The following is a 26,697-nucleotide window of genomic DNA, read 5'->3' on the forward strand; positions in this document are numbered from 1 at the left end:
CCGGGATTGGTGGACAACGGCAGTAATTCTGGGTGGCCAGGGGCACTACGCCAGGGCGCGGGCAGCATTGGATGTCCTCGATCGGCTCACGACGGGGTCCTCGACGCACTCGGATCGAGTTCTTGCCTCTCTGTCTGCCAGCACGAGGGCGTCGTTTCTTCGCCAGAGTGGACGTCATGCACTCGCGTCGACCTGGGACGGGCGCGCACTGGCGATCGTCGGCGGTCTGCCAGTCGATCCAGAGGCTGCCTGTGACGCTCTGACCGGTCTGGCCGCGGACGCCCTCGGTTGTGGCCGGCTCCCGCTCGGCTGGCGCCTGCTGGGGGAGTGTCGGACCCGTCTGGGCGGCGAGGGCGGGCTGTGGCGGCAGGAAATTCGGATCGAATGGGTCTCGGCGGAACTGGCGCTGGCGGGAGGTGACTTCGCGCGCGCCCGCAGACACGCAGAACGCGCCGTCGAATTGTCGGGGAAATCGGAGTCCGTCCGGCACCGCGTGAAGTCGGATCTACTGCGCAGCGCCGCGCTGACCGGAACGGATCCAAGCGCTGCCGTGAAGTTGGCAACGGATGTGCTGGCGCGGTGTCAGCAATACGGCCTGCTGCCCCTGGCCTGGGCGTCGTCGCTGCTGATCGAGGGCGTGAGCGGCGGGAGGACCTCGCCGAGTGCCCGTGAGATCGGCGATCTGATTGCGATGCGCGGTGGATCACTCCTACCTTTGTCGTAATCGATCCACCCGAAGTCTCTCGCGAACGATTCCCACAGGGCTGTTTCGATATCGCGACTGCTGGGCGGGCATGCGGAGACCAGCCGGTCCGGATGGTTACTCTTAGAGGGTTCCGCTGAGAGCGGGAGCACACCCGCTCGGGAGGTGCCACTGTAACGCCAGGATTTTCGCTGACGATGACAAATACGAGCGATGAGTTGGACACCGCGGTCGCCGCTGCTGCGCAGGGCGACCGTACAGCTCTAGCTTTGGTTCTGGAGAACATCCGACCGATGGTGGTGCGCTACTGCCGCGGTCGAGTGGGTGCGGCCGAGCGTGGACACCTGTCCGCTGACGACGTCGCCCAGGAAGTGTGTCTGGCCGTGATGACCGCGCTGCCGCGTTATCAAGACCAGGGACGCCCGTTCATGGCCTTTGTGTACGGAATTGCCGCGCACAAGGTTGCGGACGCACATAGAAGTTCCGCCCGTAACAAGTCGGAGCCCGTTTCCGAAGTACCGGATGTAATAGCACTGGATGATGGTCCCGAACAGCGAGCACTCGATTCGGAGTCCAGCAGACAGATGCATGAACTTCTCGGCACACTTCCGGAGAAGCATCGAGAAATCTTGATACTTCGCCTGGTGGTCGGGATGTCGGCCGAGGAAACGGCCGTCGCCGTCGGTAGTACCGCCGGAGCTGTACGAGTCGCTCAGCACAGGGCGATCGCGAAACTGAAAAAAGAAGTAACGAAAGCAGGTGAGAGCTTTGGCTAGAGACGAGGGGCGTGACGCTTCGAATCTCGGTGATCTCGCCGATGACGGTACGCCAGTGGACTTGGCTGCGGTTCGGCGTGACGATGCGCTGATCGAGTCCATTTCGAGTGGCGGGCCGGTAGCAACCGATAGCACCGAACAGTACGAACTTGCGTTGATTCTCTCGCAATGGCGTGACGATGTCGTTGCGACTCCGATGCCCGAGGGTCCTTTGTTGGACGAAGTCATCGCTGCAATCACAGCGACGCCGTCCGGCTTCTCCGATCGTCAGCGTTCACGTTCCCGTTCCCGATTGCGTGTGGTCCGCCCGATCGCCGCCGCAGCAGCTGTTGCAGCAGTGGTCTTCGGTGGTGCCACAGCGATGGCGTACGACGCCCAGCCCGGCGATGCCCTCTGGGGCGTCAAGCAGGTCGTCTTCGCCGACGAGGCCAACTCGACGGTCGCGAAGATCGACACGACATCCGAGCTGGAAAAGGCCGAGCGTCTGTTGGCCGCCGGGGACATTCCCGCGGCAAAGATGGTGCTGGACAACGCAGCTCACCGTGCCGATGCGGTCAAGGACTCGCAGGACAAGACGGATCTCGTCGAGCGTTGGGGCAAGTTGATGACGCAGGTCCAGGAGACCACGTCACCCGCAGTACCGCCGTTGACGTCCGATCAGCAATCCTCGCTTGCCACCTCTCCCACGGCGATTCCGGGGACTTCAGTCAATCCGGCCAACCCTCAGTTGTCTGGCGGCGTGACCACAACGACAACGCCCGACCCTGGAATCATGCAAGCGCCTGGTCCAAGCGCGGCGTCGTCTACACCGTCATCGTCGCCCACGACGACTACCACGACCACGACGACCACCACGACAACGACGTCACTGGCCCCGGCCTCGTCGCCGTCGGGTGATTCTTCTTCACCCCCACCCTGAGGTTCCCGCTCTGATCGCATCGTTGCGGTCCAAGTTCATACGAAAGTGGCCGACAAGCAATTGCTTGTCGGCCACTTTCGTATGAACCTGGTGGGGTTTCGCTCAGCTGTCGAAACCGTCGCCGTGCATCGCCTCGTTCATCGACGCGTCGGCGTATCCACGGCAGTAGTCCCACGTGACATATGCCTCAGGCATCGGGTCGTAGGCAGGCTCGTGGGGGCGGACGGTTCCGTCCACGAGGAGCTGCAGCAGGTTTGCGCGCAGCATGTCCCAGTCGTGGTAGTGATCTTGTTGGCAGTCTTCGCAGCACACTACGAGACCGCGGATGCCGCGGTGAGCGAGGAGTGCCTCGTAGACGGCGAGGTCAGCGAGATCCTCCTCGACCGCTTGGCGTTCGTGGGGGTCGAGTGGTTGACCCGGCTCGATGGCATCGAGAGCCGCGGAGGGGTCAGCTGGGTCGCCGGCGAAGGGATCTGGCGGCAGACCGGGGGGCAGTTGATCACGCACAGCACCACGGTACGCAGGTCAGGGGGGTCAGCGCCACTTGTTACGCGTACCCGCAGCGTGGGTGGGATGGTTCGGACCTTTGAGTGAGCCGATACCATGGTGTGCAACGCCGGGAAAAGGTGCCAGGAATTTCTTTCCGTGCAGGCGCCTTCTATCCGATATCCAGCTTTCGTAATCCGTTTCGAGGCGGCTGCTACAGCGGTCGCCCTGGGCGAATCTAGGTCCATGGAGGGTCCTGACCGCATGAGTAGTTCTGCAGGACATGTACACACCGGAGGAGACGACCCCAACAAGGTCGCGATGCTGGGACTGACTTACGACGACGTGCTGCTGTTGCCTGCTGCGTCCGACGTCATCCCGAGCCAGGTCGACACGTCCAGTCAACTGACCCGCGACATCCGTCTGCGGATTCCGTTGGTCAGTTCTGCGATGGACACCGTCACCGAGTCGCGCATGGCAATTGCGATGGCACGCGCCGGCGGCATGGGTGTTCTGCACCGTAACTCGTCCGTCGAGGTTCAGGCAGGACAGGTCGAGACCGTCAAGCGCTCCGAGGCCGGCATGGTGACCGATCCCGTCACGTGTAAGCCGACCGACACGATGGGTGAGGTCGACGCGAAGTGCGCTCGCTTCCGCATCTCGGGTCTGCCGGTCACCGACGACGCCGGCCAGCTGGTCGGCATCGTCACGAACCGTGACATGCGTTTCGAGGTCGACCAGAATCGTCCGGTCGTCGAGATCATGACCAAGATGCCGCTGATCACCGCTCAGGAAGGCGTCACCGCAGACGTGGCACTGGGCCTTCTGCGTCGGCACAAGATCGAGAAGCTGCCGATCGTCGACGGCAACGGCAAGCTCACCGGTCTGATCACGGTCAAGGACTTCGTGAAGACCGAGCAGCATCCGGACGCTACCAAGGACCGTGACGGTCGACTGCTCGTCGGCGCTGCAGTCGGTGCAGGCGACGACGCCTTCCAGCGTGCGATGGCGCTCACCGATGCCGGTGTGGACGTACTCGTGGTGGACAGTGCGCACGGTCATTCGTCCAACGTTCTCGACATGATCGCCAAGCTCAAGCGTGAACTGGGTGAGCGGGTTCAGATCATCGGTGGCAACGTCGCTACGCGCGCGGGTGCTCTGGCACTGGTCGAAGCCGGCGTCGATGCCGTCAAGGTCGGAGTCGGCCCTGGTTCCATCTGCACCACCCGCGTCATCGCCGGTGTCGGTGCCCCTCAGGTCACGGCCATCCTGGAAGCGGTTGCCGCGTGCAAGCCTCTGGGTGTGCCCGTCATCGCTGACGGTGGACTCCAGTTCTCCGGTGACATCGCGAAGGCTCTTGCCGCGGGTGCCTCGACGGCCATGCTGGGTTCGCTCCTGGCCGGTACCGCTGAATCGCCCGGCGAACTGATCCTGGTCGGCGGCAAGCAGTTCAAGAGCTACCGCGGAATGGGTTCGCTCGGCGCGATGCAATCGCGTGGCGAGGCCAAGTCGTACTCCAAGGACCGGTACTTCCAGGACGACGTACTTTCCGAGGACAAGTTGGTTCCGGAAGGCATCGAAGGACGTGTTCCGTTCCGTGGCCCGCTTTCCCAGGTGACGCACCAGCTCACCGGTGGTCTGCGCGCTGCCATGGGTTACACGGGGTCGGCGACGATCGAGCACCTGCAGAACGCTCAGTTCGTCCAGATCACGGCGGCCGGTTTGAAGGAAAGCCATCCGCACGACATCACGATGACTGTCGAAGCACCCAACTACACCGCTCGTTAGCAACCAGTACACGAGAAAGGGGCGCGCGTGCGCGACCTCGTTGAGATCGGCATGGGTCGAACGGCCCGACGTACCTACGAGTTGGACGATGTGAACATCGTTCCCTCCCGGCGAACCCGTTCGTCGAAGGAGGTGTCGACTGCTTGGCAGCTCGACGCTTACAGGTTCGACATCCCAGTCCTCGCCCATCCCACCGACGCGTTGGTCTCGCCGACCTTCGCGATCGAGCTGGGTAAGCGCGGCGGCCTCGGTGTCATCAACGGTGAAGGCCTGTGGGGCCGTCACCCCGATGTCGAGGAGAAGCTCCGGCGTCTCGTCGAGATCGCCGAGAAGGACGGTGGCGTCGACGCAGCCATCCGCTACTTGCAGGAGCTGCACGCGGCACCGCTGCAGGCGGGTCTTCTGGCTGCTGCGGTGGCGCAGGTCCGTGATTCGGGGGTCACCACTGCCGTTCGCGTCAGTCCGCAGAATGCGCGCGCACTGACGCCCGAGCTGATCAAGGCCGGAATCGACCTGCTGGTCGTCCACGGCACCATCATCTCGGCCGAGCACGTCGTGCACACCGAGCAGGAACCGCTGAACCTCAAGACGTTCATCTCGGAACTCGACGTTCCGGTTGTCGCTGGTGGGGTCAGTGACCACCGCACCGCGCTGCACCTGATGCGTACCGGCGCTGCCGGTGTCATCGTCGGGTACGGCTCCACCGAGGGTGCAACCACCACCGGTGAGGTCCTGGGTATCGGCGTTCCGATGGCCACGGCCATTGCCGACGCTGCAGCAGCCAGGCGCGACTACCTCGACGAGACGGGTGGACGCTACGTCCACGTCATCGCCGACGGTGACATCGCAACTTCGGGTGATCTGGCGAAGGCCATCGCCTGCGGTGCCGACGCTGCCGTTCTGGGCACGCCGCTGGCCGTGTCCGCCGAGGCGCCGGGTGGCGGCTGGTACTGGCCGTCCGCTGCGGCTCATCCTTCGGTTCCGCGTGGAGCGCTTCTTCCGGTTTCCTACGGCGAGCGTCCGAGCCTGGATCAGGTCCTGAGCGGTCCTTCGGATGATCCGTACGGTTCTCTGAACTTCGTCGGCGGTCTTCGTCGGTCGATGGCCAAGGCGGGCTACTCCGACCTCAAGGAGTTCCAGAAGGTCGGGCTGACGGTCCGCGCGTAGTTTGTACCTTTCTGTGGCCCCGGTTCTTCGTGAACCGGGGCCACAGTTCGTTGTGCAGGACTTTCTTCCGTTCCTGATACTTGCGGTTACGCTTATGGGGCCCCTTGTGGTGGTAGTCACAAGGGATAGGTGCATACTGGCGGGTAACTACGGTTCACGGTGGAGGTGTCCTGATGGGCAAGCAACGGGCAACGGACTACGACGTACTGATCGTCGGATCCGGGTTCGGCGGAAGCGTGAGCGCGCTTCGTCTCGTGGAGAAGGGCTACAAGGTCGGCGTCATCGAAGCCGGCCGACGGTATGCCGACGAAGATTTCGCGAAGACCAGCTGGGATCTCAAGAAGTTCCTCTGGGCTCCGAAGCTGGGTTGCTTCGGCATTCAGCGCGTGCATCTGCTGCGCGACTGCCTCATCCTCGCGGGCGCAGGCGTCGGCGGCGGGTCGTTGAACTACGCCAATACGCTGTACCAGCCACCGGAGCCGTTCTTCCAGGACAAGCAGTGGGCGCACATCACCGACTGGCGAAGTGAGCTCACCCCGTACTACGAGCAGGCTCAGAAGATGCTCGGCGTCGTGCAGAATCCGCACATGACGCCCGCTGACGAGATCATGAAGTCGGTCGCCGACGACATGGGCGTCGGCGACACGTTCATCCAGACCCCTGTCGGCGTCTACTTCGGTGAGCCGGGCAAGAAGGCGAAGGACCCGTACTTCGGCGGCGTCGGACCCGAGCGCACCGGTTGCATCGAGTGCGGCGAGTGCATGACGGGCTGCCGTCACGGCGCGAAGAACACTCTCCTCAAGAACTACCTGGGCCTTGCCGAGACAGCCGGCGCCGAGATCATTCCGATGACCACTGTGTCCGGACTTCGTGAGGCTCGCGACGGTTCGTGGGATGTGTTCACCGAGCGAACCGGTGCATTCGGACGAAAGAACCGCCGCACCTACACGGCTGCGAACGTGATTCTCGCGGCCGGAACGTGGGGCACTCAGCATCTGCTCTTCGACATGAAGGACACCGGAGCGCTGCCCAAGCTCTCCGACAAGCTCGGCGAGCTGACTCGAACGAACTCCGAATCCATCGTCGGCGCAGGCAAGTACAAGGTCGATCCTGCACTCGACCTGACCCGCGGAGTGGCGATCACGTCGTCGTTCCACCCGAGTAGTGACACCCACATCGAGCCGGTCCGCTACGGCAAGGGTTCCAACGCGATGGGACTGCTGCAGACCTTGATGACGGATGGCGGTGGCTCGACACCGCGGTGGATCAAGTTCCTCGGTGTGGTCGCGAAGAACCCGTACCAGATGCTGCGCATGCTGACTGTCAAGGACTGGAGCGAGCGCACGATCATTGCGTTGGTCATGCAGAACCTCGACAACTCGATCACCACGTACACGAAGAAGGGCCTGTTCGGTCGACGCAAGGTCACCAGCAAGCAGGGCCACGGTCAGCCGAACCCGACGTGGATTCCCGAGGGCAACGAGGCGACGCGTCGAGTTGCCGCGAAGATCGACGGCGTCGCAGGCGGCACGTGGGGCGAGATCTTCAACGTTCCTTTGACCGCGCACTTCCTGGGTGGTTGCGCAATCGCGTCGGATTCCGATCACGGCGTCATCGATCCGTACCACCGCGTGTACGGCTACCCGACGCTCAGCGTCGTCGACGGCGCAGCGGTCTCGGCCAATCTCGGCGTGAATCCGTCGCTGACCATCGCCGCTCAGGCCGAGCGCTCGGCCTCGCTGTGGCCGAACAAGGGAGAGACCGACCTGCGTCCCGCCCAGGGCAGCGGCTACGAACGCTTGGCTCCGATTGCACCCAAGTCGCCCGTGGTGCCGGCGTCGGCTCCGGCCGCGCTGGTTCTGCCGATCGTGAAGATCACCGGCGGCAAGACGGCTACCGCTGTTCCGGCGGAGCCTGCAGCCGGATAGTTCACCGCGAACCGAAAAGGGGCGTGTCGTCGAGGATTCGACGGCACGCCCCTTTTGCAGTTTCAGATCGTCAGCCCACCTTGTCAGCCGCCCAGCGACCCGAAGAGGGTGCCGAGGTCGAGGCTGCCGGTTCCGCCACCGGGTCCGCCGTCGGTATCACCGGGGACGGTCAGGGTCTGCGGCGTAGAGGCCGAGGACGTGTAGCCCGAAGCACCCACGAATTCGGCAGTGACACTGTAGGTCCCGGAGTTGTAGAACGTGGCCGGTACCGTTGCGACACCGTTGACCACGTCGACCGGTCCACCGATGAGGGTGTCACCGACCTTGAACTGGACCTTGCCCGTGGCGCCGGCCGGATCGACCGTTGCCTTGAGTGTCACCGGGGTGTTCTTCTGGACAGTTCCGACCGCGTCGAGAACCGTGGACGTCTCGACGTCAGCGGGAGCCGGAGTCGTGACACTGACCGGGAATGCCGGGGCAGCGGACGGCGCGAATCCTGGTGAACCCGTGAACTTCGCGACAACCTTGTGCGTTCCTGTCGAGGTGAAGGTGTACGGAGCGATGGCAACTCCGTCTGTTCCGACCGTGGCAGTCAGCGTTTCGGTGCCGTCGACGATGAAGTCGACGGTGCCGCCGGTGCCCTGCGGATCGACCTTGGCGGTGAGGTTGACGTCCTGACCGACCTTCGCGGTAGACGGCGAAACCGTTGCGGTAGTGGTCACGGAGTCAGGCGGCGCATCGGTCGTGACGGTCACGATCTTGGCCGACGCCGACGTCGACGCCAGGAATCCGGGTGCACCGCTGTAGCTCGCGGTGATGGAGTGCGGTCCGTCCTCGGTGAAGGTCGGGGAGATGCTTGCCGACCCTCCGGTTACCGGCACCGCGTCCCCGAGGGGGTTGTCGCCGTCGAAGAACTGGACGGTTCCACCGTTTGCGCCGCCGCTCACGTTGGCCGACAGAGTGACAGGAGTTCCGTTCTTGGCGTTGGCAGGTCCGACGACAGTGGTGGTGGTTGCCTTGTCCGCTTCGATGATCCGTGTCGTGGCGAGGGGGCCTGCGCCGCTGTTGAGAGGACCGTTCTCAGCGTCACGAGGGGTGCACCGAGTAGGCGCCCAGGCGGTGATGACCAGGGTGGCCTTGGGGAGGAACGTGAGGAAGTTGCGATCGTTGTTCCATGCTCCTGCGCTGCCGCCGGTGCGTACCTTCATCGCGACGTCCCCTGAATCGCCGGCCTTGAGAACTGCCTTGACCTGGGGGAGTTGGAACTGGGTGTAGCCGTCGGCATTGTTGGAGCCGTCGACGTTCTTGCCGGTCGCCTTGACGACGATGCCGCCCTCGGAGTTGATGCTCGAGCTGGGGCTGTTTCCGATGACCTGGTTGTTTCCGGAGAGGCGCAGAATCGTTCCGTTGGGATCGACGTTGCCGTTCTCGTTGACGCGCAGGATGTTCGGCGCGACACCGCTGAGCCCAGCCGAGGTGCCTGGGACGATGGTGGCTTCCACCAGGGTGGCGTTCGCGGGAACGTCGACGTCGACCTTGATGCGGGAGACGTTCTGGACGGTCGCCCCCGAAGCCGATCCGGGGAAGGCGATGGGACCGGGTTGGATGGTGACCTCGAAGGTCTCACCCGCTCCGACGCTCTCCGGTGCGTCGACGATAACCGAACCGGACTGGGACTGCGTGGTCGGACCGGCGACGGCGGACGGGGTTGCGAGGCAACTCGTTCCGAAAGTTGTTGTCACCGGGGCCGCTGACGCGGGGATTCCCGCGAGGATGACGCCACTGGCGAGTGCCGTGACGGCTATCGGCGCCGCGATGCGGCGTCTGGAATGCACGAACATGGATTCTCCTGAGCTTGGTACGGGAGTGGTGTCCAAAGCTGATGTGGGGGACTAGCTTCCGAAGAGCGGGATGAGGCCGCTGAGTGAACCGGTGTCCACGCTTCCGGTGCCGCCGCCGTCTGTCGGTGCGGTGCCGACCTGCACGACCGTCGGGCCGGAGACGGAGTTCTTCCAGCCGGCGTCGCCGACGAAGTTGGCAGTGAGGCCGAACGTTCCCTCGTCGTCGAAGGTGTGCGTGAGCGTCGCGACGCCGTTGACGACGGCAACGGGTGCGCCGATGGGCGTCGTGCCGGACTTGAACTGGATCATTCCGTTTGCTGTTCCGGGTGCAACAGTGGCCTTGAGTTGCAATGCCTTTCCGACCTGAGCGGAGCCGCTGACAGTCAGGACTGTCGTGGTGTCCGCGCGGGCGGGCTCGGGATCGGTGACGTTCACCGTGAACGATGTGGACGTGGAGCCGATGAATCCGGTTCCGCCGGAGAACTCGGCAACCACGGCTGCGGCACCGGCTGATGCGAAGGTGTGCGGGAGGATCGCGACGCCGTCACCCGTGCCGACGGGTGCGGTACCGACCTCGGCGCCGTCGACCTTGAACGTCACGGTTCCGCTGCTCGGGATGGGGGAGACGGTGGCCGAGAGGTTGGTCGGTTCACCGACGACTGCTGTGAGCGGTTCGACAACTGTGGTGGTGGTTCCCCAGTCGGGATCGCTGACGTCGAGTTGGGTTGCGGTGGACACTGAATCGCCGTAGCCGGCCTCGCCGGTGAACACTGCGGTGAAGCTGTGCGTGCCGGAAGCGTCGTAGCTGCGGGTCAGGGAAGCCGTTCCGTCGACCACGGCCACCGGTGCGCCGAGGTTGGTGTCGCCGTCCTTGAACTGCACCGTGCCCACGGCGTTGGCCGGTGTGACGACGGCGCTCACGGTGATGCTGTCACCGACCAATGCGGCGTTCGGAGCCGAGATCGTGGTGGTGGTGTCCGCGGAGACGTCGACGGTCTGGACTCCGGAGGTCGAGCTGTGGAATCCCGGACCGGCGTTGTACGCGGCGGTGATGTCGTGGGCGCCGACGCTGTCGAAGGTGTGGGAGAGGGTGGCGCTACCGCCCGAGACCGGGACGGGTGAGCCGATGTTGTTGCCGCCGTCCTTGAACTGGACGGTGCCGCTCGCGTCGGACGGCGCAATCGTCGCGGTCAGTTCGACCGGCGTGCCGACCTTCGCCGTTGCCGGTGCAACCAGAGTGGTACCGGTGGCGACAGACGGGTCGACGACCTGGACGTTGACGTTGATCGGGTTGAGGCCCTGCTGCGTGCTGAAGGCGTTGACGTCGAAGAGCATGCCGCTGTCGTACGTCCCGAACGCTGTGCCGACAGGGACCGTGTAGGTCGCTTCGAGCGTGACGGGTTGGTTCTTCTTGACGACGAATCCACCGACGAGGAAGGTGCAGCCGCTCGAGCACTTCGCTGAGACTCCGCCATCTGATTCGTTGCTGATCGTCGCCCGGTTGGTCACACCCAGGTAGGTGGCCTTGGCGCTGCCCGGCACGAGGACGAATCCTGCGGGCGGGATGTCACGGATCTTTGCGATCGACCGTTCGATGCCGCTTTCGTTGTGCTTGATCTCGGTCTTGTACGTGACGGTGTCACCCGGGTGAACTGCCGCGTTCCCGATGACACTCTTCGTGAAGATCAGATTGTCGGTCGTGCCGGTGAAGGTGGTCGGCGGGGCTTCGTCAGCAGTGGCCGGCGTGCCGAGGACTAGAAGTCCGGCGGCAGCCGTCACAGCCGCGACAGGTATGGCGAGTCGTCGTATGAATCGACGCACAGGTCCTCCTCGAGGTGAGCGCCGTTCGGCGGCGCCGGCCGTTTGCGATCGTGATCCTGATCACTTGACGGGCGAGATTACCTTTACTGGACGTTTGGTTCAGGCGAATCGGTCAAACGTCCAGAAAATTCACCCTCCGTCCATTTCGGGCTCTGGCCTGCGATGATGTCGCCGTTTTGATTGCCGAAGCTAAGGTGCTGGCGATTGGGGCATCGTTGACCTGGACGGTGGTCTAGTTCGCCCCGAGGTCGCCGCGCAGTCCGGAGGGTCGGCCTTTGTAGTGACGTACCTCGCGCTCACTCGGCCGAGGAGCGGGCTGAGTCCATGCATGCGCAGAAGCGCTGGCTGCGGCGATTAGACTGCACCTGTGGCAGATATCGAGCAGCAGAGACCAGTTCTTGTCGTCGACTTCGGAGCGCAGTACGCGCAGTTGATCGCACGGCGAGTTCGCGAAGCCAAGGTCTACTCGGAGGTGATTCCGCACACCACGACCGTCGAGGAGATCGTGGCCAAGAACCCCTTGGCTGTTGTGCTCTCGGGTGGGCCCTCGAGTGTCTACGCAGACGGTGCTCCCAAGCTCGATCCCGCACTTTTTGATCACGACATCCCGGTTTTCGGAATCTGCTACGGATTCCAGGCAATGGCGGGCGCCCTCGGCGGCACCGTTGCCGAGACCGGTACCCGCGAATACGGCCGTACCGACATCGCGGTATCCGGTGGGTTGCTGCACGACGGACTTCCCGCGACGCAGCCGGTGTGGATGAGCCACGGTGACGCCGTCACCGAAGCGCCGTCCGGCTTCGAGGTGACTGCGACCAGCGATGGCGCTCCCGTCGCAGCGTTCGAAGATCGCGCCCGCAAGCTCGCCGGCGTGCAGTACCACCCCGAGGTTCTGCATTCCCCACACGGTCAGCAGGTCCTGAGCCGCTTCCTGCACGAGATCGCCGGTATTCCGGCAGCGTGGACGGCGTCCAACATCGCCGATGCGCTGATCGAGCAGGTTCGCGAGCAGGTCGGCGACGGACACGCCATCTGCGGTCTGTCCGGTGGTGTCGACTCGGCTGTCGCTGCGGCTTTGGTTCAGCGGGCAATCGGCGACCGGTTGACGTGTGTCTTCGTCGATCACGGTTTGATGCGAGCCGGTGAGCGCACGCAGGTCGAGCAGGACTTCGTCGCGGCAACCGGTGCGCGTCTGATCACCGTGGATGCTGCGGACACCTTCATCGGTGAGCTGGCTGGGGTCACCGATCCCGAGACCAAGCGCAAGATCATCGGCCGCGAGTTCATCCGCAGCTTCGAAGGCGCAGTCAGTGATGTTCTGGGCGAGAACGCATCTCACGGTGCGACCGTCGACTTCCTCGTGCAGGGCACCCTGTACCCGGATGTCGTGGAGTCCGGCGGCGGCACGGGAACTGCAAACATCAAGAGCCATCACAATGTCGGCGGGCTGCCGGAAGACCTGCAGTTCAAGTTGGTCGAACCGCTGCGTCTGCTGTTCAAGGACGAGGTCCGTGCAGTGGGCCGCGAACTCGGCCTGCCGGAAGAGATCGTCGGACGCCAGCCGTTCCCCGGTCCCGGACTCGGTATCCGCATCATCGGTGAGGTCACCCGTGATCGCCTCGAGATCCTGCGTCAGGCAGATTCCATTGCGCGCGAAGAGCTTACGTCTGCAGGTTTGGACGGAACGATTTGGCAGTGCCCGGTGGTTCTCCTTGCCGACGTCCGCAGCGTGGGCGTACAGGGTGACGGCCGGACGTACGGTCATCCGATCGTGCTGCGTCCGGTCTCGAGTGAAGACGCGATGACCGCAGACTGGACGCGTCTGCCGTACGAGACCCTTGAGCGCATCTCGACTCGAATCACCAACGAGGTTGCGGACGTGAACCGCGTAGTCCTCGACGTGACGAGCAAGCCGCCGGGAACTATCGAGTGGGAGTAAAAAACAACTGTGCGCCTTTATTAACCCCCCGCGGTTAATAAAGGCGCACAGTAGTTTTACTTGCGGTTGCGCCGATTCGGCAGAATCACCAGCAGTAGTCCTGCCACGACGGCGGCACCGACGAACAGCCAACGGAATTGAATGTTCGCTGCCGGCGCCAGGGAGAACGGCCCGACCAACGCCCACACGCTGACCAGTAGTGCGGCCAGTCCGGCGATCAGCAGAAGTGCCGAGGGGCGCTTGGATTCTCGGGTCTCGTCCTGGTCTGTCGTCTCGTCGTACTCGCTCATGATTGCGTCACCTTCAGACTGCCGAACGTGGCTTTGGCGTTGATGGTCAGTGTGGGCGAATCCGGTGTCACATCACGGCCCGGGTGTATTCCGCCGTCGAGGCAACCCGATCCGTCACCCATGACGACGGTGCAGCTGTTCTTGACGTTGACGGTTGGTGGCACCATGACGGTGAACTCGCCGAACGACGCCGCGACGTCGATGGTCTTGTCCTCGGTGAACTTGACCCCGTTGAGGTCGAGAGTGAAGCTTCCGAAGGCTCCTGAATGCGACGGCTCCAGCTCGGAAGCTGTTGCCGGAGTCCATCTTTGCTCACCCGAGGCGTCGAACTCGATCGGGTAGACCAACGAGGCGAGAAGCACGAAACCCACGAGTGGTCCGGTGACGACCAGCAGGCCGTACCCCTTGCGGAAGAATGCCCCGAGGATCAGGCCGAGTGCGATGACGGCGAGTCCGACAGCACCGACTCGGCCGGGAGTGAACCACTCGTTGCCGGTTGCGGCGCCCGCTGCCCCGGTGACTGCGGCGACGATGATTGCGAGTCCGAGGACCGTCAGCGTCCAACGCGAGCGACGCTTACGTGGCGGCAACGGGAGCAGCGGTGTGGCCTTGGCTGCCGGATCCGGAAGATCCCAGGCGAACGGAGCGACACCGAGCGGATCCCAGGACGGCGGCGTGATGGCGGCCTCACCGATCACCTCGGTCGGATTGGTGCTGACCGAAGCGCTCGGGTCCTTCGACAGGTTTATCGTCGGATGAGCGGCCTGAGATTGTGGTGACTGCTGCGGCTGGTCGGCCGGTCGTTCCTCGGGCACATAGCTGTCGGGGAGTTTGGTGTACGGCGTGTACACGGGAGGCTGATTGGGCGCGAAGTATCCGGGGGTGAACGGCCCAGGCGTGAATCCGGTGCCTGGATACGCGGTACCTGCGCCGACATAAGGCGACGTGTTCTGCGGCAGTGCGGGCGGGATGGGCGCTCGTTGGTAGAGCAGCCACAGGCCACCGACCATCAGGATCAGCCCGATCAGTCCGGAACCACCCAGACCGACGCCGATGGGGCCGACAGTCGTAGCCGCGATGGCGAGGGCCACCAGCAAGACGATGGTCTTGGTACTGGAATCGGAACTGTGTCCGCGGCCCATCAACGACTGCGCGGGGGACGATCCGTCACCGGCACGAGCAAGTACCAACCAGCCGGCGAGGTAGAGAAGGATGCCTGAGCCACCGAAAATGGTGGACGCGACAAACGCCACGCGTACGAGAACGGGGTCGATGCCGTACCGGTATCCGATTCCGGCGCATACCCCAGCCACGTGACCTTGTGCCGGCAGACGCACGGGGCGGGTCCGCCACAGATCCTGGATCTGTTCTTGGAAAGTCGGATTGTTCATGAATCAATCCTGGCTTCCGAGGCAGCCTCCGCGCATCAGGGCCAACCCTGATCTTTGTGGTGATCGCGGGTGAGGGTGGCGGACTGATTCAGGGTTGGACCCTGATGTGTGTCCGCGTGGTTCGTGCCAGTATCGACTATGTGCAATATCTGTCAGATCCGCCGTTCGTGAGCGGTCCCGCTCCCGGGTTTGCGGGAGGCCCGCCCGTCAACGGGGTACCGGTGCATCCCGTACCCATGAAGAAGGGCGTGCCCATTCCGGGTGCCGTGCCACTGCGAAAGCTGGAGCGGCGCTCCGGCGGTCGCATCGTCGCCGGAGTTGCGGGCGGGATCGCCGATCATCTCGGTATCGATGTCCTGAAAGTGCGCGTCGCCTTCACGATTCTTGCGGCGATGGCCGGATCCGGCATCGTCATTTACGGCGCCTTGTGGATCTTCACCTCCGCCGGCACGGACACGCAGAAGCCGTCCGCGGCCGAGCGGCAGCGGGCGTACGGCTTGATCGCACTCGGATTGGGCGGCGCAGCCGCGTTGTCCTGGTTGTTCAGCGGCACGGCGGGTTCGGTGCTCGCGCCGTTCTTCGTCGTCGCGATCGGTGCCGCCTTGGTGTGGCGCGAGTTCGACTCCGACGGTCCCCGTACTGTCATCGGCTTGCCGCAGCGGCCTACCGTTCTGACGTGGGCGCGGGTGGTCGGGGGAGCCACCTTGATCATCTTGGGGCTTGGCGTTGTCGTCCTTGCTCAGGTCGACCTCGAAGCACTGCGCTCGTCTCTCTTGGCGGTGGTCGTGACGCTGATCGGTGTCGGTTTGTTGACGGTGCCCCTGTGGCTGCGGATGTGGCGTGCTCTCGGCGCCGAGCGTGCGGCCCGAATTCGCAACGACGAACGTGAAGAGATTGCGTCGCACCTACACGACTCCGTCCTTCAGACGTTGGCTCTGATTCAGAAGCAGTCCGACAACCCACAAGAGGTGGCGCGCCTGGCTCGCGGTCAGGAACGCGAGCTGCGCAAGTGGTTGTTCAGCGGCGGCGACATCGACCACACGAGCCTGACGGAAGGCCTGAAGATCATCGCCGGTGAAGTGGAAGACCAGCACGGTGTCACGGTCCGTCCCGTCACTGTCGGCGACGTACAACTCGAAGGCGAAGGCGTAGAGAACGGCCTGCCCAAGGAAGCGTTCACCGCGCTCCTCGGTGCGACGCGTGAAGCTCTCGTGAACTCGGCAAAGCACTCGGGGGAGAAGGAAATCAATCTGTTCGCCGAGGTCGAGGGTGATCAGGTCAGTGTGTTCGTTCGTGATCGCGGCGTCGGATTCGACGTCGACGCGGTGCCGGAGGATCGCCAGGGGCTGGCCAAGTCGATTCGTGGTCGAATCGAGCGGCGCGGTGGCCGCGTCGTGGTTCGATCCGACATCGGAAAGGGCACCGAGATCCGCGTGCACATGCCGCTCGGTGACTCTGCTCTAAGGTGGGACCAGACTGCTGACCGTGTCGACAACCCCGAGGAACAGCCCCAGTGACTTCGCTTGCGCCGCCCCCGTACCGCGTATTTCTTGTCGACGATCATGCAGTGTTCCGCTCCGGGGTGAGGGCCGAGCTCTCGCGCGAGACGGATATGGATGTCGTCGGTGAGGCAGGCGGCGTCGCGGAGGCAATCGCCGGTATCAACTCGACGAAGCCGCACGTCGTTCTGCTCGATGTCCACATGCCCGACGGTGGTGGAGTGGCAGTTCTGCGCGGAATCGATTCCGGCCCGGTGTGCCTGGCGCTCAGCGTTTCCGATGCCGCCGAAGACGTGATCGCGGTGATCCGCGGCGGTGCGCGCGGGTATGTGACGAAGACGATCTCGGGATCCGAACTTGCCGAGGGCGTACGACGCGTTGCCGGTGGTGACGCGGTGTTCGGGCCGCGCCTGGCAGGTTTCGTGTTGGACTCCTTCACCGGACGCTCCAATGCACCCGAGCCACAACTCGATCCGGAACTCGATTCTCTTACTCCGCGGGAACTCGAAGTGCTCAGATTGCTGGCACGTGGGTACACCTACCGTGAAATTGCCGAGGACCTGGTGATTTCCGTGAAGACGGTCGAGACTCACGCATCGAACGTTCTGCGAAAGACTCAGCAGTCCAATCGCAATGCGCTGACACGTTGGGCACATCGCCGACAGATCGACTGAATTTCCGCGCACCCTTTCGCGATTGCGAGTGAAGGCGCACCATGGACCGATGACGGAACCACTGGCGCTCGCGTCGAGACGTGGGCGTTGGGTTGTCGCCGCCACCGTTCTCGGCTCGAGCATGGCTCTCCTCGACGGCACCGTCGTCAACATTGCTCTGCCGCACATCGGCGAGGACTTGAATTCCGGTGTCGCCGGGCTGCAGTGGACTCTCAGCGGATACACCTTGGCATTGGCGTCGCTGATACTGCTCGGCGGAGCCCTCGGCGATCGTTGGGGTCGGCGGCGGGTATTCGTGTGGGGGACGGTCTGGTTCGCGGTCGCGTCGTTGCTGTGCGGAATTGCACCTGACATCACATTTCTGGTGATTGCGCGGATCCTGCAGGGAGTGGGAGCTGCGCTCTTGACGCCTGGCAGCCTTGCCATCATTTCCGCGTCACTTCGCGAGGAGGACCGCGGTGCGGCCATCGGCTTGTGGTCGGGCTTGGGTGGTGTCGCCGGCGCTATCGGTCCGCTGTTCGGTGGTTGGCTGGTGGAAGTGGCGGGATGGCGATCGGTGTTCCTGCTCAACATTCCGTTGGCGATCGTCGTGGTGTGGGCAGCGGTGCGCCACGTGCCCGAGAGCCGCGATCCGCATCCGCCCGAGCACCTGGACGTGGTCGGATCTGCCTGCGCAGTAGTCGGTCTCGGGGCGCTTACGTACGGGCTGATCGAAGTCAACCCGATAGTCGGGCTGGTCGGGGTGCTCGCGCTGTGCCTGTTCGTTGTGGTGGAACGTCGATCGCCGAGTGCGTTGGTGCCGCCGTCCCTGTTTCGTTCGCGGATGTTCGTCGCGGCCAATCTGGTGACTCTCGCGGTCTATGCGGCTCTTGGCGGTGTGTTCTTCCTGCTCGTGCTGCAATTGCAGTTGGTCGCGGGGTACTCACCGGTGGCTGCCGGCGTCGCAACGGTACCGATCACCTTGGCATTGTTGCTGTTGTCTTCGCGCGCGGGCAGTTACGCGCAGACGCACGGACCGCGATTGCCGATGACGGTCGGGCCCGCCGTGGCCGCGGTGGGGTTGGTGTTGATGACGCGGATCGGCCCGGATGCGTCGTACCTGACCGTCGTGCTGCCGGGAGTTCTGGTCTTCGGCCTCGGCCTGGCGGTGATGGTGGCGCCGTTGACCGCCGCCGTGCTCGGCTCGGTGCCGGTGGAGCAGTCCGGAATCGCGTCGGGTGTGAACAATGCCGTTGCTCGCACGAGCCAGCTTCTTGCGGTTGCGGCCTTGCCCGCTCTCGTGGGTATCGATGCCGAGAGCCTGGTCGATCCGTCGAGTTTCTCCGACGGTTTCCGGTACGCGATGTACATCTGTGTGGCGCTGCTGTTGATCGGTGCGGCGATCGCCGCGACGCTGATTCGTACTCCGGCAGTCGAGCCTGTTCAGGAAGCGGATTCGGTTGCCTGCAAGCCGCATTGTGATCTGACGGGACCTGCAGTGCAACCGAATCCGATGAGGGACTAGACGCTGATGTCGCGATCTCGGCTGGGCACCAAGGGGATTGCCGCGGCTGGAAATGCCGCGACTATCGCGAAAGCGAGCGGGTAGCCGACCGCGCCGATCAGCGCACCGACCACCGGGCCCACTGCTGACGCGGCAATGAACTGGCCGGTGTTCTGTGCGCCCAACGCTTTTCCTTGCCATTTCGGCCCGGCAGCTTCGGCGACGGATGTGAACGCCAAACCGTTGTCGGCGACGCTGACGGTTGTTGCCAGCAGCAGGATCAGGGCCGGAACGCCCCAAGGCGCTGCGCCGGCTGCTGCCATTGCCAACATGACCGCGGATGCGGAGACGGCAACCAACCTCAGCGGGCCTACTCTGCTTCCGGCGCGATCACTCCAGATGCCGACGACGATGCGACCGAGCGCACCCACGAACTGGGAGATCCCGATCAGGAGTCCAGCGGGCGCCGCGTCCCAGCCTTGCTCGCTGATCAGCCAGACCAGACCGAACGTCGAGAGGGTGAACTGCGGAAACACCAACAGTGCCGAGACGACGTGAATGCGCCAGAGGAACCAGTTCGAGCGATAAGGGTTGATCGTCTCGACCGGGATATCTGTGGACCGTGCCGCCGGGCGCGGGGGATTGACCAATGCGACGGCACAGATCAGGGCGAGGACGCCGTTGAGCGCCACCGACAGTCCGACGGCCGAACCGATTCCTACGTTCGCGGCGAGAGTCGGGATGGTCAACGACGCAATGGTCACGCCCAGTGGCTGTGACATCTGCCTGATGCCCATCGCAAGGCCGCGCCGATCCTTGGGAAACCAGCCGACCACAACACGCCCACTGGCGGCGTTGGTGCTCGCCGCAGCCATTCCACCCAGTAGAAATGCGATCCCGAGGAGGGCGTAGTTGTCGGTGGTGGTCGCGGCGAGCGCGGCGATCGCCGTCAGCGCGAGCCCGATGGAGATGACCCATTTCTCACCGAATCTGTCGGCCATCGCTCCCCACGCCACCAAGGTGAGAACCATGCCGAAAGTGGGTGCAGCGGCCAGGGTTCCGGCTTGTGTCAACGAGAGACCGTGCTCGGAATGCAGCAGCGGGATCAAAAAGGCGGGGGTGCTGACGAAGACGGTGCCTGCGGCCTGGGCTGCGACGCCGATTCCGAGCATCGTCCACGCCTTCGGGGAGACGGCCGTCTTTTCCAACCGCGACGCCTGCGTCATGGTGCCCTCCGATTTCTACGCTGTTCGACGATGCCGACGCTACTCGTGTGGTTTCACATGTTGAAACCAGAATCCCACTATTCGGTCAAACGTGGGGGGCCCAGGGTGCGAAGTGTCCACCCCTTTTCGAGCGAACGGTACGACGATCGCCTTGGGTGCGCCGAAAGGTACGTTCGCTCGGGAAGGGGTCAGCGATGGGGCAGGCGAACCGTGAAGATCGTGCGCCCGTCCACCTGGTCGACGCCGATGGTGCCGCCGTGCAAGTGCACGTTTTCGACGGCGAGGGAGAGCCCGAGTCCGCTGCCCTCGCTGCGTCCGCGCGCGGTGTCGACCTTGTAGAACCGCCGAAAAATCGCCTGCCGGTCTTCGGGTGAGATGCCGGGGCCGTGGTCGACGACGGTGATGACGGAGAAACCGGGTTCTGCGCTCAACTCGACGCGAACCGGAGGCGCTCCGTGGCGCAGTGCGTTGCCGACGAGGTTGGCGACGACTATGTCGATTCGACGTGAATCCACTCTGGCGCTGATGCTTTCGGGTGCACGGCGTTCGACGGTTTCTGTCCAACCTCGGCTCTCGAGTGTGCGCTCGGTCAATTCGACGAGGTCGACGTCGTCGAGGACGAGACGCGCCTGTTGTGAGTCGTGGCGCGACATTTCGATCAGATCTTCGACAAGTCGAGTGAGCTTGCCGATCTCACTGCTCACGATGCGCGCTGCAGCGGCAGCGTCCGGCGGAAGATTGGGGATCTCTTCGCGGAGGATTTCGCTGACCGGAACCAATGCCGCCAGCGGCGTTCGAAGCTCGTGGGAGACGTCGGCGACAAATCTTCTCGACTGCTCTTCCGATTCTTCCAGGCCTCGGATGACCGCTTCGTTGCGAGCGACCATGTTGTTGAAAGTTGTTGTGACCTGGGCAAGTTCGGCTACTCCGTCTTCGGGGAGCCGGACGCTCAGGTCGCCGTCGGCGGCGCGGGCGGCGGCCTCGTCCAGGCGTTTGAGCGGACGGACCAGCGTCGACGCAATCCAGAGTCCGAGCAGACCGCTCACCAGCACACCCGCCGCGAGGGTGAGACCGACTGCTCGAAGCAGGTCGTCGAACTTGTCCTGCACCCCTACCAGCGGCCGGATGGTGACGGCTTTGACCAGTGTCTCGTTGTCGTAGCCGTCGTCTGCAGTCATGTCCACGACATTGACCGACATTCCCAACATGATGCGCTGGGAGTCGAGTCTCTCGAAGCGGATCAGTTTGGGACTGTCCAAACCCTCTTCGAAGCTGGGTGGGATCGTTGCCGCATCCACTGATCCTTGACGAATGACTTCGCCGTCGACGATCAGAGTCATGTCGGACTGGAAGATCTGTCCGAGGGTGTCAGGTGTCAGCCCGTCTACCGGCGGTCCGTTGCTGTACTGCAGTTCGTCGCGAAATTGTGCCGTTGCCACGTCCTGAGCGTTGGAATAGATCCACGACCGCGCCATGAACGAGACGACGCCTGCGGTTGCCCCGGCGATGATCACGACGATTGCGATGAACACGAGCACGAGCCTGGTCCGAAGACCGTCGACCCGAAGCCAGGTCGGTCTCATCGGGCCGGGCTGGTGTTGAAGCGATACCCGAACCCGCGCACCGTTTCGATCACGGTCGGTGCGGCTGGGTCGTCCTCGATCTTTCCGCGCAGCCGCTGCACTGCTGCATCGACGATTCGTGAGTCGCCCAGGTATTCCTGGTCCCAGGCTGCGGACAACAATTGCCTGCGGCTGAGAACCTGTCCGGGGTTTTCGGTCAGCGCCAGTATCAGTCGGAGTTCGGTCGGAGTCAGGGTCAGCAGCGTCCCGGCCTTGCGTACCTGCAATGACGACCGATCCAATTCCAGGTCGCCGAACTTCTCTGCGCCCGGCGCCACATCTGAACGCGTCGTTGCGGGCGCCGAGCGCCGCACGACGGCTTTGATCCGAGCATCAAGTACACGCGGACTGGCCGGTTTGACGACGTAGTCGTCGGCACCGGCCTCGAGGCCCGCAACAGTGTCGATGTCGTCGGATCTGGCGGTCAAGATGATGATCGGGATCGAACTGCGCGTACGGATGCGTCGACAGATCTCGTAACCGTCGGCTCCTGGCAGTCCGAGGTCGAGTAGGACGAGGTCGGTGGAGCCGAGGACGTCGTCGAAATCGCCGTTACCGTCGGGCCGATGGCTGACGTTGTGCCCGAGTCGGTTCAGTCCCAACGTGATTGCCTCGGCTACCGCTGGATCGTCTTCTATGAAAAGAATGCTCACCATGCGCTCACCTTGGACTCGCCATGATCAGGGGCCTTCTGCGGTCGGAGGAATCTCGGTCAGCCAAGGGTACAGGGGTCACACTTTCGAGAGCCGTTCGTTGCCTGAGTCTGCCAGTACCGCGTGCCGTGCGACGCTGGTGTTCAACGGAAATGCCGACACGGCGAGGGTGTAGCAGCCGACGAGCAGTAGCGCACCGATCACGTCACTCGGCCGGTGCCATTGCAACACGACTACCGAGATCGCGGTCCCGATGGTGATCAGCGCGCCGTTGACTGCAACGACTGCCCGCCACCTCGAGGGTGTGACGAGCACGATCGCGCAGACCAGAGCAGCGATGGCCGTCAGTGTGCCGCTGGGGAAGGAATTGTGCATCACCAGACCGTTCAGGTCCGGTCGATCCAACGATTGTTTGAGAACCCAGGCCGTCGTGATGGGACCGAGGGTCACGACGACGACGCGTAGGGCCAGCGCAATCGGGTTGTTGCGCAATGTGATCATGAGTGCCACGAGCACTCCTCCCACTATCAGTATCGGAGTGACGAGGCCGATGAACTCGGTGGAGAACACACTGAGTCCTTCGGAAGTGGCCGCGCCCACCATGAGTTGTTGGTCGACGATCTGACCACCAGTAGTGTTGACTGCCAGTTCGAATTCGACGACTCCGAGGATCAGGAGTGCCAGTGCGGCAATCAGTCTCGCGGGTTTGACTCGAGTCATGATCAGCCTTCCGCTCTCTCGTCCGAAGGGTTGCTCAGTTGGGGCGGGCATTCCCCGCCGGGAGTGGTTGCCAATTCGAAATGCCACATCTCGTTGGCATAGGTCTGACAGAGGCCGTAATCATTGCCGTGCTGGATGAGCCAGTCGTCGGCGTCGGTCGGTCCGATGTCGACGGCTTGTCCGCTGACATGCTTCGACAGGCTCGGGGAGTGCACCCATTTGGACGCTTCGTTCATGCTGCCGTACTTGACGACGGCTTCGTCGAACAGTCGCTGTTGGTATGCGGCGGACCGCCAACCCGAGGTGACGTGCATGTTCACTCCGGAGGCCTGTGCGTCGGCCGCTGCCGACTGCAGCGCCGCGAGCAGTGCGGAATCGAGACGGGCCAGTGCAGGTACATGGGTATCCTGCACGCTGATGCCGTCCTCGATCTCGCCGCCTGCAGGTCCTGAATCAGGCTGAGTGGCAAGGTAATTACCACTCTTGGGCTTTGCTTCTTCTGTGTACGAGCATGCGCTGAGCGTGAGCGCACCGAGTACGACTGCACCGAGTGCGGCGAGGCGGATTATTCCGCGGTGGCTGGGCATACAACAGAGACTGCTCGGTCAGTGTCACCGTCAGGTGGTCGCCGTTCGTCGACGGTGTCACGGTCTGAAACAGCTCTGTAACAGGACGGAACGGGGCTGGTGAGCGCGCTTTACGCGGGGCGCGGGATCGATGCGAAAGTCGACAGTTCGAACCACGAAGGCAAGCTACGACGCAACGCCGTAGGCCCCGAAATGGTGACGTCACCTGACCGTATGGCGTCCGACCAGGTCAGGTTACCGCGCCAGATCTCGGTCATCGATCGCAAGCCGGCAGAGACCGACACCGCAACGTCGAAACCCGGATCGATATCGCACATGTCCACCTCCCCGGAATTGATGACGAGCCACCAGTTTCGCGAATGTTCACGCACGCCGGAGAAAACGAAGTGCACCACGGTCTTTCCGTCGGGAACCACGGAGTGATCCACGCGTCGATGCATGTCCCACAGCAGCAGTTTCGGATCCAGGTCTTCATCGCCCAGCTCGCCGATCCACCTGGTACCCCAGATTCCGAGAGCTTCGACCACAGGGCGCAGTTCTCGGCCCGCGTCGGTCAATCGGTAACTGACGACGCAGTCGGTTTCTTCTCGCTCCACGATGCCGGCGATCGCGAGTTGGTGCAGCCGCGTGGAGAGCAGAGTCGGTGACATTCGCGGAAGTCCGCGTCGGAGATCGTTGAAATGGTCGCTTCCCATCATCAGTTCGCGGAGGAGAAGCAGCGTCCACCGCTCGTCGAGTAGCTCCATCGCCTTGGCGACGGGGCAGAACTGGTGGTACGAGGACCCCATCATTCGATCGTAGGCCTCTGGAGTGCTCCGGTACAGATTTCGTACTGGAGCGGAGTGAGCCGTCGTCGTAGCGTCGAAGTAACGGCATGAATGTTGTCGGGCTCCGAGGTTGTTGGGCTCCGAGTACCAAAAATATTGAAGGAGAACGGTAATGAGTGAATCGACGGAAACGCTCGGGCTGGATCGTGAGCTGAAGGCCAAGCATCGGGCCATGTGGGGTCTCGGTAACTATCCGGCGGTGGCCACGCAGGTCATTGCGGAACTCGGGCCGGTACTGGTCGGCGAGTGCGGTGTGCAGAAGGGTGACCGCGTGCTGGACGTCGCGGCGGGGTCCGGCAATGCCGCCATTCCGGCGGCCGCGCTGGGTGCGCAGGTGATTGCCACTGACCTGGCTCCCGAATTGTTCGTAGCGGGTAAGGAGGCCGCTTCCCTCGCCGGAGTCGAATTGGACTGGCAGGAGGCCGATGCCGAGGCTCTTCCTTTCAGTGACAACGAGTTCGACGTGGTGCTTTCGTGCGTCGGTGTGATGTTCGCACCGCATCATCAGCGCGCCGCGGACGAACTTGTGCGAGTGTGCCGACCCGGCGGAAAGATCGGAGTGCTGAGTTGGACTCCGACGGGATTCATCGGCGAGATGTTCAAAACGATGAAGCCGTACGCACCGCCGCCGCCTCCTGGTTCGCAGCCGGCGCCTTTGTGGGGCGATGAGAACCATGTTCGTGATCTGCTCGGCGATGTGGCCTCGAGGAAAGACGTACTTCGTGTGGACACATTCAGCGGGCCGGAAGAGTTCCGTGATTTTTTCAAGAAGAATTACGGGCCGACCATCGCGGTGTACCGGAACATCGCCGGCGATCCTGACCGAACGCAGGCGCTGGACCGCGATCTGCTCGAATTGGCGGAAAGGTACGGCAGCGGAAGCGAACCGTTCACGATGGAGTGGGAGTACCTGCTGGTCACCGCGACGCCCGATGGGGGAGGTGCGTGATGACGACGGTCGAGTTCGCGCCACTGAAATCGACGATCACAGGTTCTGTGTTCGGCCCCCGAGATCCGGAGTACGACGACGCCAGATCGATCTGGAACGGGCAGATCGATCATCGTCCGGCGGTGATCGCCAGGTGCCGGTCGGCGTCGGATGTGGCTGTGGCACTTGCATTTGCCAGAGCCCATTCGTTGGAGGTTTCGGTCAGAGGTGGCGGGCATTCCTACCGAGGCACATCGGTGTGTGAAGGCGGCGTGATGATCGATCTCAGTGCGATCAACGTAGTCAGCGTCGCCCCGTCAGCAAAGCGAGCCAGGGTCGGTGGTGGTGCGACGATCGCCGACCTCGACAAGGCGACGCAGGAACACGGGTTGGCGGTGACCGGCGGAGTGATCAGTGATACCGGCGTCGGTGGCCTGACACTCGGTGGTGGCATGGGGTGGTTGACCCGCACGCTCGGCCTGTCGATCGACAATCTGGTGTCGGCGGAGGTGGTGCTCGCCGACGGTTCGATCGTTCGAGCCTCCGAGAACGATCACAGCGACTTGTTCTGGGCACTGCGCGGTGGCGGCGGAAATTTCGGAGTGGTCACCGAGTTCGAGTACCGTCTGAGCGAGATCGGTCCGGAAGTGCATCTGGGACTGTTCTTCTGGGGGATGGAGGACGGACCCGCGGCGCTTCGTCTGTGCCGCGAGGTAGTGCCTGCCCTGCCGAGAAATGCGGGCGCGATGGTTGCCGTCAGTTTGTCCGCGCCGCCGGCGCCGTTTGTCCCGGATCAATTTCACCTACTGCCCGGATACGCGTTGCTGGTAGCCGGTTTCGGATCGGAAGTAGAACACTCGAACGCGATTGCGCCGATTCGAGAGGGCTTGCCGACGCTTTTCGAGTTCGTCACTCCGATCCCGTACGTCGGCTTGCAGTCGATGCTCGACGAATCGGAACCGTGGGGTGCGTACGCCTATGAGAAGGCTTTGGACCTGGTGGATTTCTCCGACGACGTGATCGATGTTCTGACCGAACAAGCGGGCAAGAAATCGTCGCCGATGTCCTTCATGCCGATCTTTCCGCTGCAGGGAGCTTTCACTTCCGTCGGCGAGGACGACACAGCGTTCGGTGGTTCTCGCACACCGCATTACGTGTGCAATATGACGGCGACGGCCACCGATGCCGGGACGCTGGAATTGGATCGATCGTGGGTGCGTGAGACCTGGGAAGCCTTGCGTCCGTTCTCGTCCAACCAAGGCGGGTACGTCAACTTCATGACCGACGTCGACGAGGACCGAGTGCGAGCTTCCTACGGCGCGGGGAAGTACGCGCGGTTGTCCGCAGTCAAAGCGAAGTACGACCCGGACAACGTGTTTCACCTCAATGCAAACATTCTGCCTGTGTGAAGCTTGTGCTCAGACCGTGA

Annotated in this window: 23 protein-coding genes; 12 read left to right on the top strand and 11 right to left on the bottom strand. The window is 63.4% G+C overall.

Annotation, left to right across the window (positions count from 1 at the left end):
- The first annotated feature begins 25 nt into the window (after nt 1-25).
- The 3 genes from GJB56_RS02535 to GJB56_RS02545 all read left to right on the top strand — a co-directional run bounded on the left by GJB56_RS02535 (nt 26) and on the right by GJB56_RS02545 (nt 2,398).
- Complete coding sequence (locus GJB56_RS02535; protein ID WP_113683117.1) at nt 26-724, top strand: hypothetical protein; 699 nt, start codon at nt 26-28, stop codon at nt 722-724.
- A 176-nt stretch (nt 725-900) separates the two neighbouring features.
- The gene (locus tag GJB56_RS02540) at nt 901-1,479 is read left to right on the top strand and encodes a sigma-70 family RNA polymerase sigma factor (RefSeq protein ID WP_003940953.1); all 579 of its coding nucleotides are present in this window, start codon (nt 901-903) and stop codon (nt 1,477-1,479) included.
- On the top strand, nt 1,463-2,398 hold the full coding sequence (locus GJB56_RS02545) for an anti-sigma-D factor RsdA (protein WP_230091121.1): 936 nt from the start codon (nt 1,463-1,465) through the stop codon (nt 2,396-2,398). Before GJB56_RS02540 ends, GJB56_RS02545 begins: the two co-directional genes overlap by 17 nt.
- A 102-nt stretch (nt 2,399-2,500) precedes the next feature.
- Here GJB56_RS02545 and GJB56_RS02550 read toward each other — a convergent pair whose 3' ends face one another.
- Nucleotides 2,501-2,905: a DUF5319 domain-containing protein gene (locus tag GJB56_RS02550; RefSeq protein ID WP_003940777.1), complete on the bottom strand. Its 405-nt coding sequence runs from the start codon at nt 2,903-2,905 to the stop codon at nt 2,501-2,503.
- A gap of 243 nt (nt 2,906-3,148) precedes the next feature.
- Between GJB56_RS02550 and guaB the strand changes: the two genes are divergently transcribed.
- The 3 genes from guaB (at nt 3,149) to GJB56_RS02565 (ending at nt 7,767) form a co-directional block, all read left to right on the top strand.
- Nucleotides 3,149-4,672, top strand: coding sequence for an IMP dehydrogenase (gene guaB, locus GJB56_RS02555; RefSeq protein WP_020723641.1), 1,524 nt, complete (start codon nt 3,149-3,151; stop codon nt 4,670-4,672).
- A 27-nt stretch (nt 4,673-4,699) separates the two neighbouring features.
- Nucleotides 4,700-5,839, top strand: coding sequence for a GuaB3 family IMP dehydrogenase-related protein (locus GJB56_RS02560; RefSeq protein WP_003940976.1), 1,140 nt, complete (start codon nt 4,700-4,702; stop codon nt 5,837-5,839).
- A gap of 173 nt (nt 5,840-6,012) precedes the next feature.
- Nucleotides 6,013-7,767 carry a GMC oxidoreductase gene (locus GJB56_RS02565; protein WP_020906934.1) on the top strand — a complete coding sequence of 585 codons (1,755 nt, stop codon included), beginning with the start codon at nt 6,013-6,015 and terminating at the stop codon, nt 7,765-7,767.
- A gap of 83 nt (nt 7,768-7,850) precedes the next feature.
- Here the strand turns inward: GJB56_RS02565 and GJB56_RS02570 are convergent, their stop codons facing one another.
- Complete coding sequence (locus GJB56_RS02570; protein ID WP_113683076.1) at nt 7,851-9,608, bottom strand: Ig-like domain-containing protein; 1,758 nt, start codon at nt 9,606-9,608, stop codon at nt 7,851-7,853.
- A gap of 51 nt (nt 9,609-9,659) precedes the next feature.
- Nucleotides 9,660-11,429, bottom strand: a complete 1,770-nt coding sequence (locus GJB56_RS02575) for an Ig-like domain-containing protein (protein WP_113683075.1) — start codon at nt 11,427-11,429, stop codon at nt 9,660-9,662.
- A gap of 367 nt (nt 11,430-11,796) precedes the next feature.
- Between GJB56_RS02575 and guaA the strand changes: the two genes are divergently transcribed.
- Nucleotides 11,797-13,368 carry a glutamine-hydrolyzing GMP synthase gene (gene guaA / locus GJB56_RS02580; RefSeq protein WP_020969072.1) on the top strand — a complete coding sequence of 524 codons (1,572 nt, stop codon included), beginning with the start codon at nt 11,797-11,799 and terminating at the stop codon, nt 13,366-13,368.
- 56 nt (nt 13,369-13,424) lie between these two features.
- Here guaA and GJB56_RS02585 read toward each other — a convergent pair whose 3' ends face one another.
- The gene (locus tag GJB56_RS02585) at nt 13,425-13,658 is read right to left on the bottom strand and encodes a hypothetical protein (protein ID WP_020906937.1); all 234 of its coding nucleotides are present in this window, start codon (nt 13,656-13,658) and stop codon (nt 13,425-13,427) included.
- Nucleotides 13,655-15,049: a PspC domain-containing protein gene (locus tag GJB56_RS02590; protein ID WP_113683074.1), complete on the bottom strand. Its 1,395-nt coding sequence runs from the start codon at nt 15,047-15,049 to the stop codon at nt 13,655-13,657. Before GJB56_RS02590 ends, GJB56_RS02585 begins: the two co-directional genes overlap by 4 nt.
- A gap of 236 nt (nt 15,050-15,285) precedes the next feature.
- Between GJB56_RS02590 and GJB56_RS02595 the strand changes: the two genes are divergently transcribed.
- The 3 genes from GJB56_RS02595 to GJB56_RS02605 are packed head-to-tail and all read left to right on the top strand — an operon-like array spanning nt 15,286 to nt 18,726.
- Nucleotides 15,286-16,566, top strand: a complete 1,281-nt coding sequence (locus GJB56_RS02595; RefSeq protein WP_037136870.1) for an ATP-binding protein — start codon at nt 15,286-15,288, stop codon at nt 16,564-16,566.
- Nucleotides 16,563-17,222 (top strand): response regulator, encoded by a 660-nt coding sequence (locus tag GJB56_RS02600; RefSeq protein WP_020969075.1) that lies wholly within the window; start codon nt 16,563-16,565, stop codon nt 17,220-17,222. The genes GJB56_RS02595 and GJB56_RS02600 overlap by 4 nt, the downstream gene beginning before the upstream one ends.
- 49 nt (nt 17,223-17,271) lie before the next feature.
- Nucleotides 17,272-18,726 carry an MFS transporter gene (locus GJB56_RS02605; RefSeq protein WP_029254936.1) on the top strand — a complete coding sequence of 485 codons (1,455 nt, stop codon included), beginning with the start codon at nt 17,272-17,274 and terminating at the stop codon, nt 18,724-18,726.
- On the opposite strand, the gene GJB56_RS02610 is transcribed toward GJB56_RS02605, so the two are convergent.
- From GJB56_RS02610 to GJB56_RS02635, 6 genes are all read right to left on the bottom strand, one after another.
- Complete coding sequence (locus tag GJB56_RS02610; protein ID WP_029254937.1) at nt 18,723-19,931, bottom strand: MFS transporter; 1,209 nt, start codon at nt 19,929-19,931, stop codon at nt 18,723-18,725. The genes GJB56_RS02605 and GJB56_RS02610 overlap by 4 nt on opposite strands.
- 188 nt (nt 19,932-20,119) lie before the next feature.
- Nucleotides 20,120-21,463, bottom strand: coding sequence for a sensor histidine kinase (locus GJB56_RS02615; protein ID WP_230091122.1), 1,344 nt, complete (start codon nt 21,461-21,463; stop codon nt 20,120-20,122).
- Between the two features lie 47 nt (nt 21,464-21,510).
- Entirely contained in the window at nt 21,511-22,209 is a 699-nt protein-coding gene (locus GJB56_RS02620; protein WP_020906944.1) for a response regulator transcription factor, read from the bottom strand.
- A 75-nt stretch (nt 22,210-22,284) separates the two neighbouring features.
- Nucleotides 22,285-22,926 carry a phosphatase PAP2 family protein gene (locus GJB56_RS02625; protein WP_019747602.1) on the bottom strand — a complete coding sequence of 214 codons (642 nt, stop codon included), beginning with the start codon at nt 22,924-22,926 and terminating at the stop codon, nt 22,285-22,287.
- Nucleotides 22,927-22,928: 2 nt separating this feature from the next.
- Nucleotides 22,929-23,513, bottom strand: a complete 585-nt coding sequence (locus GJB56_RS02630) for a M15 family metallopeptidase (protein ID WP_019747603.1) — start codon at nt 23,511-23,513, stop codon at nt 22,929-22,931.
- Nucleotides 23,514-23,623: 110 nt separating this feature from the next.
- A complete protein-coding gene (locus GJB56_RS02635; protein ID WP_070796127.1) occupies nt 23,624-24,301 on the bottom strand; it encodes a winged helix-turn-helix transcriptional regulator in 678 nt (225 codons plus the stop codon).
- Between the two features lie 151 nt (nt 24,302-24,452).
- Here GJB56_RS02635 and GJB56_RS02640 point away from each other — a divergent pair, with 151 nt between their 5' ends.
- Together GJB56_RS02640 and GJB56_RS02645 are read left to right on the top strand one after the other, a co-directional pair.
- A complete protein-coding gene (locus tag GJB56_RS02640; protein WP_113683072.1) occupies nt 24,453-25,289 on the top strand; it encodes a class I SAM-dependent methyltransferase in 837 nt (278 codons plus the stop codon).
- Nucleotides 25,289-26,677 (top strand): FAD-binding oxidoreductase, encoded by a 1,389-nt coding sequence (locus GJB56_RS02645; protein ID WP_195849576.1) that lies wholly within the window; start codon nt 25,289-25,291, stop codon nt 26,675-26,677. The genes GJB56_RS02640 and GJB56_RS02645 overlap by 1 nt, the downstream gene beginning before the upstream one ends.
- The last annotated feature ends 20 nt before the right edge of the window (nt 26,678-26,697 follow it).

It is taken from the genome of Rhodococcus sp. AQ5-07 (genome assembly GCF_009707305.1).
GTDB classification, from domain to species: Bacteria; Actinomycetota; Actinomycetes; order Mycobacteriales; family Mycobacteriaceae; genus Rhodococcus_F; species Rhodococcus_F erythropolis.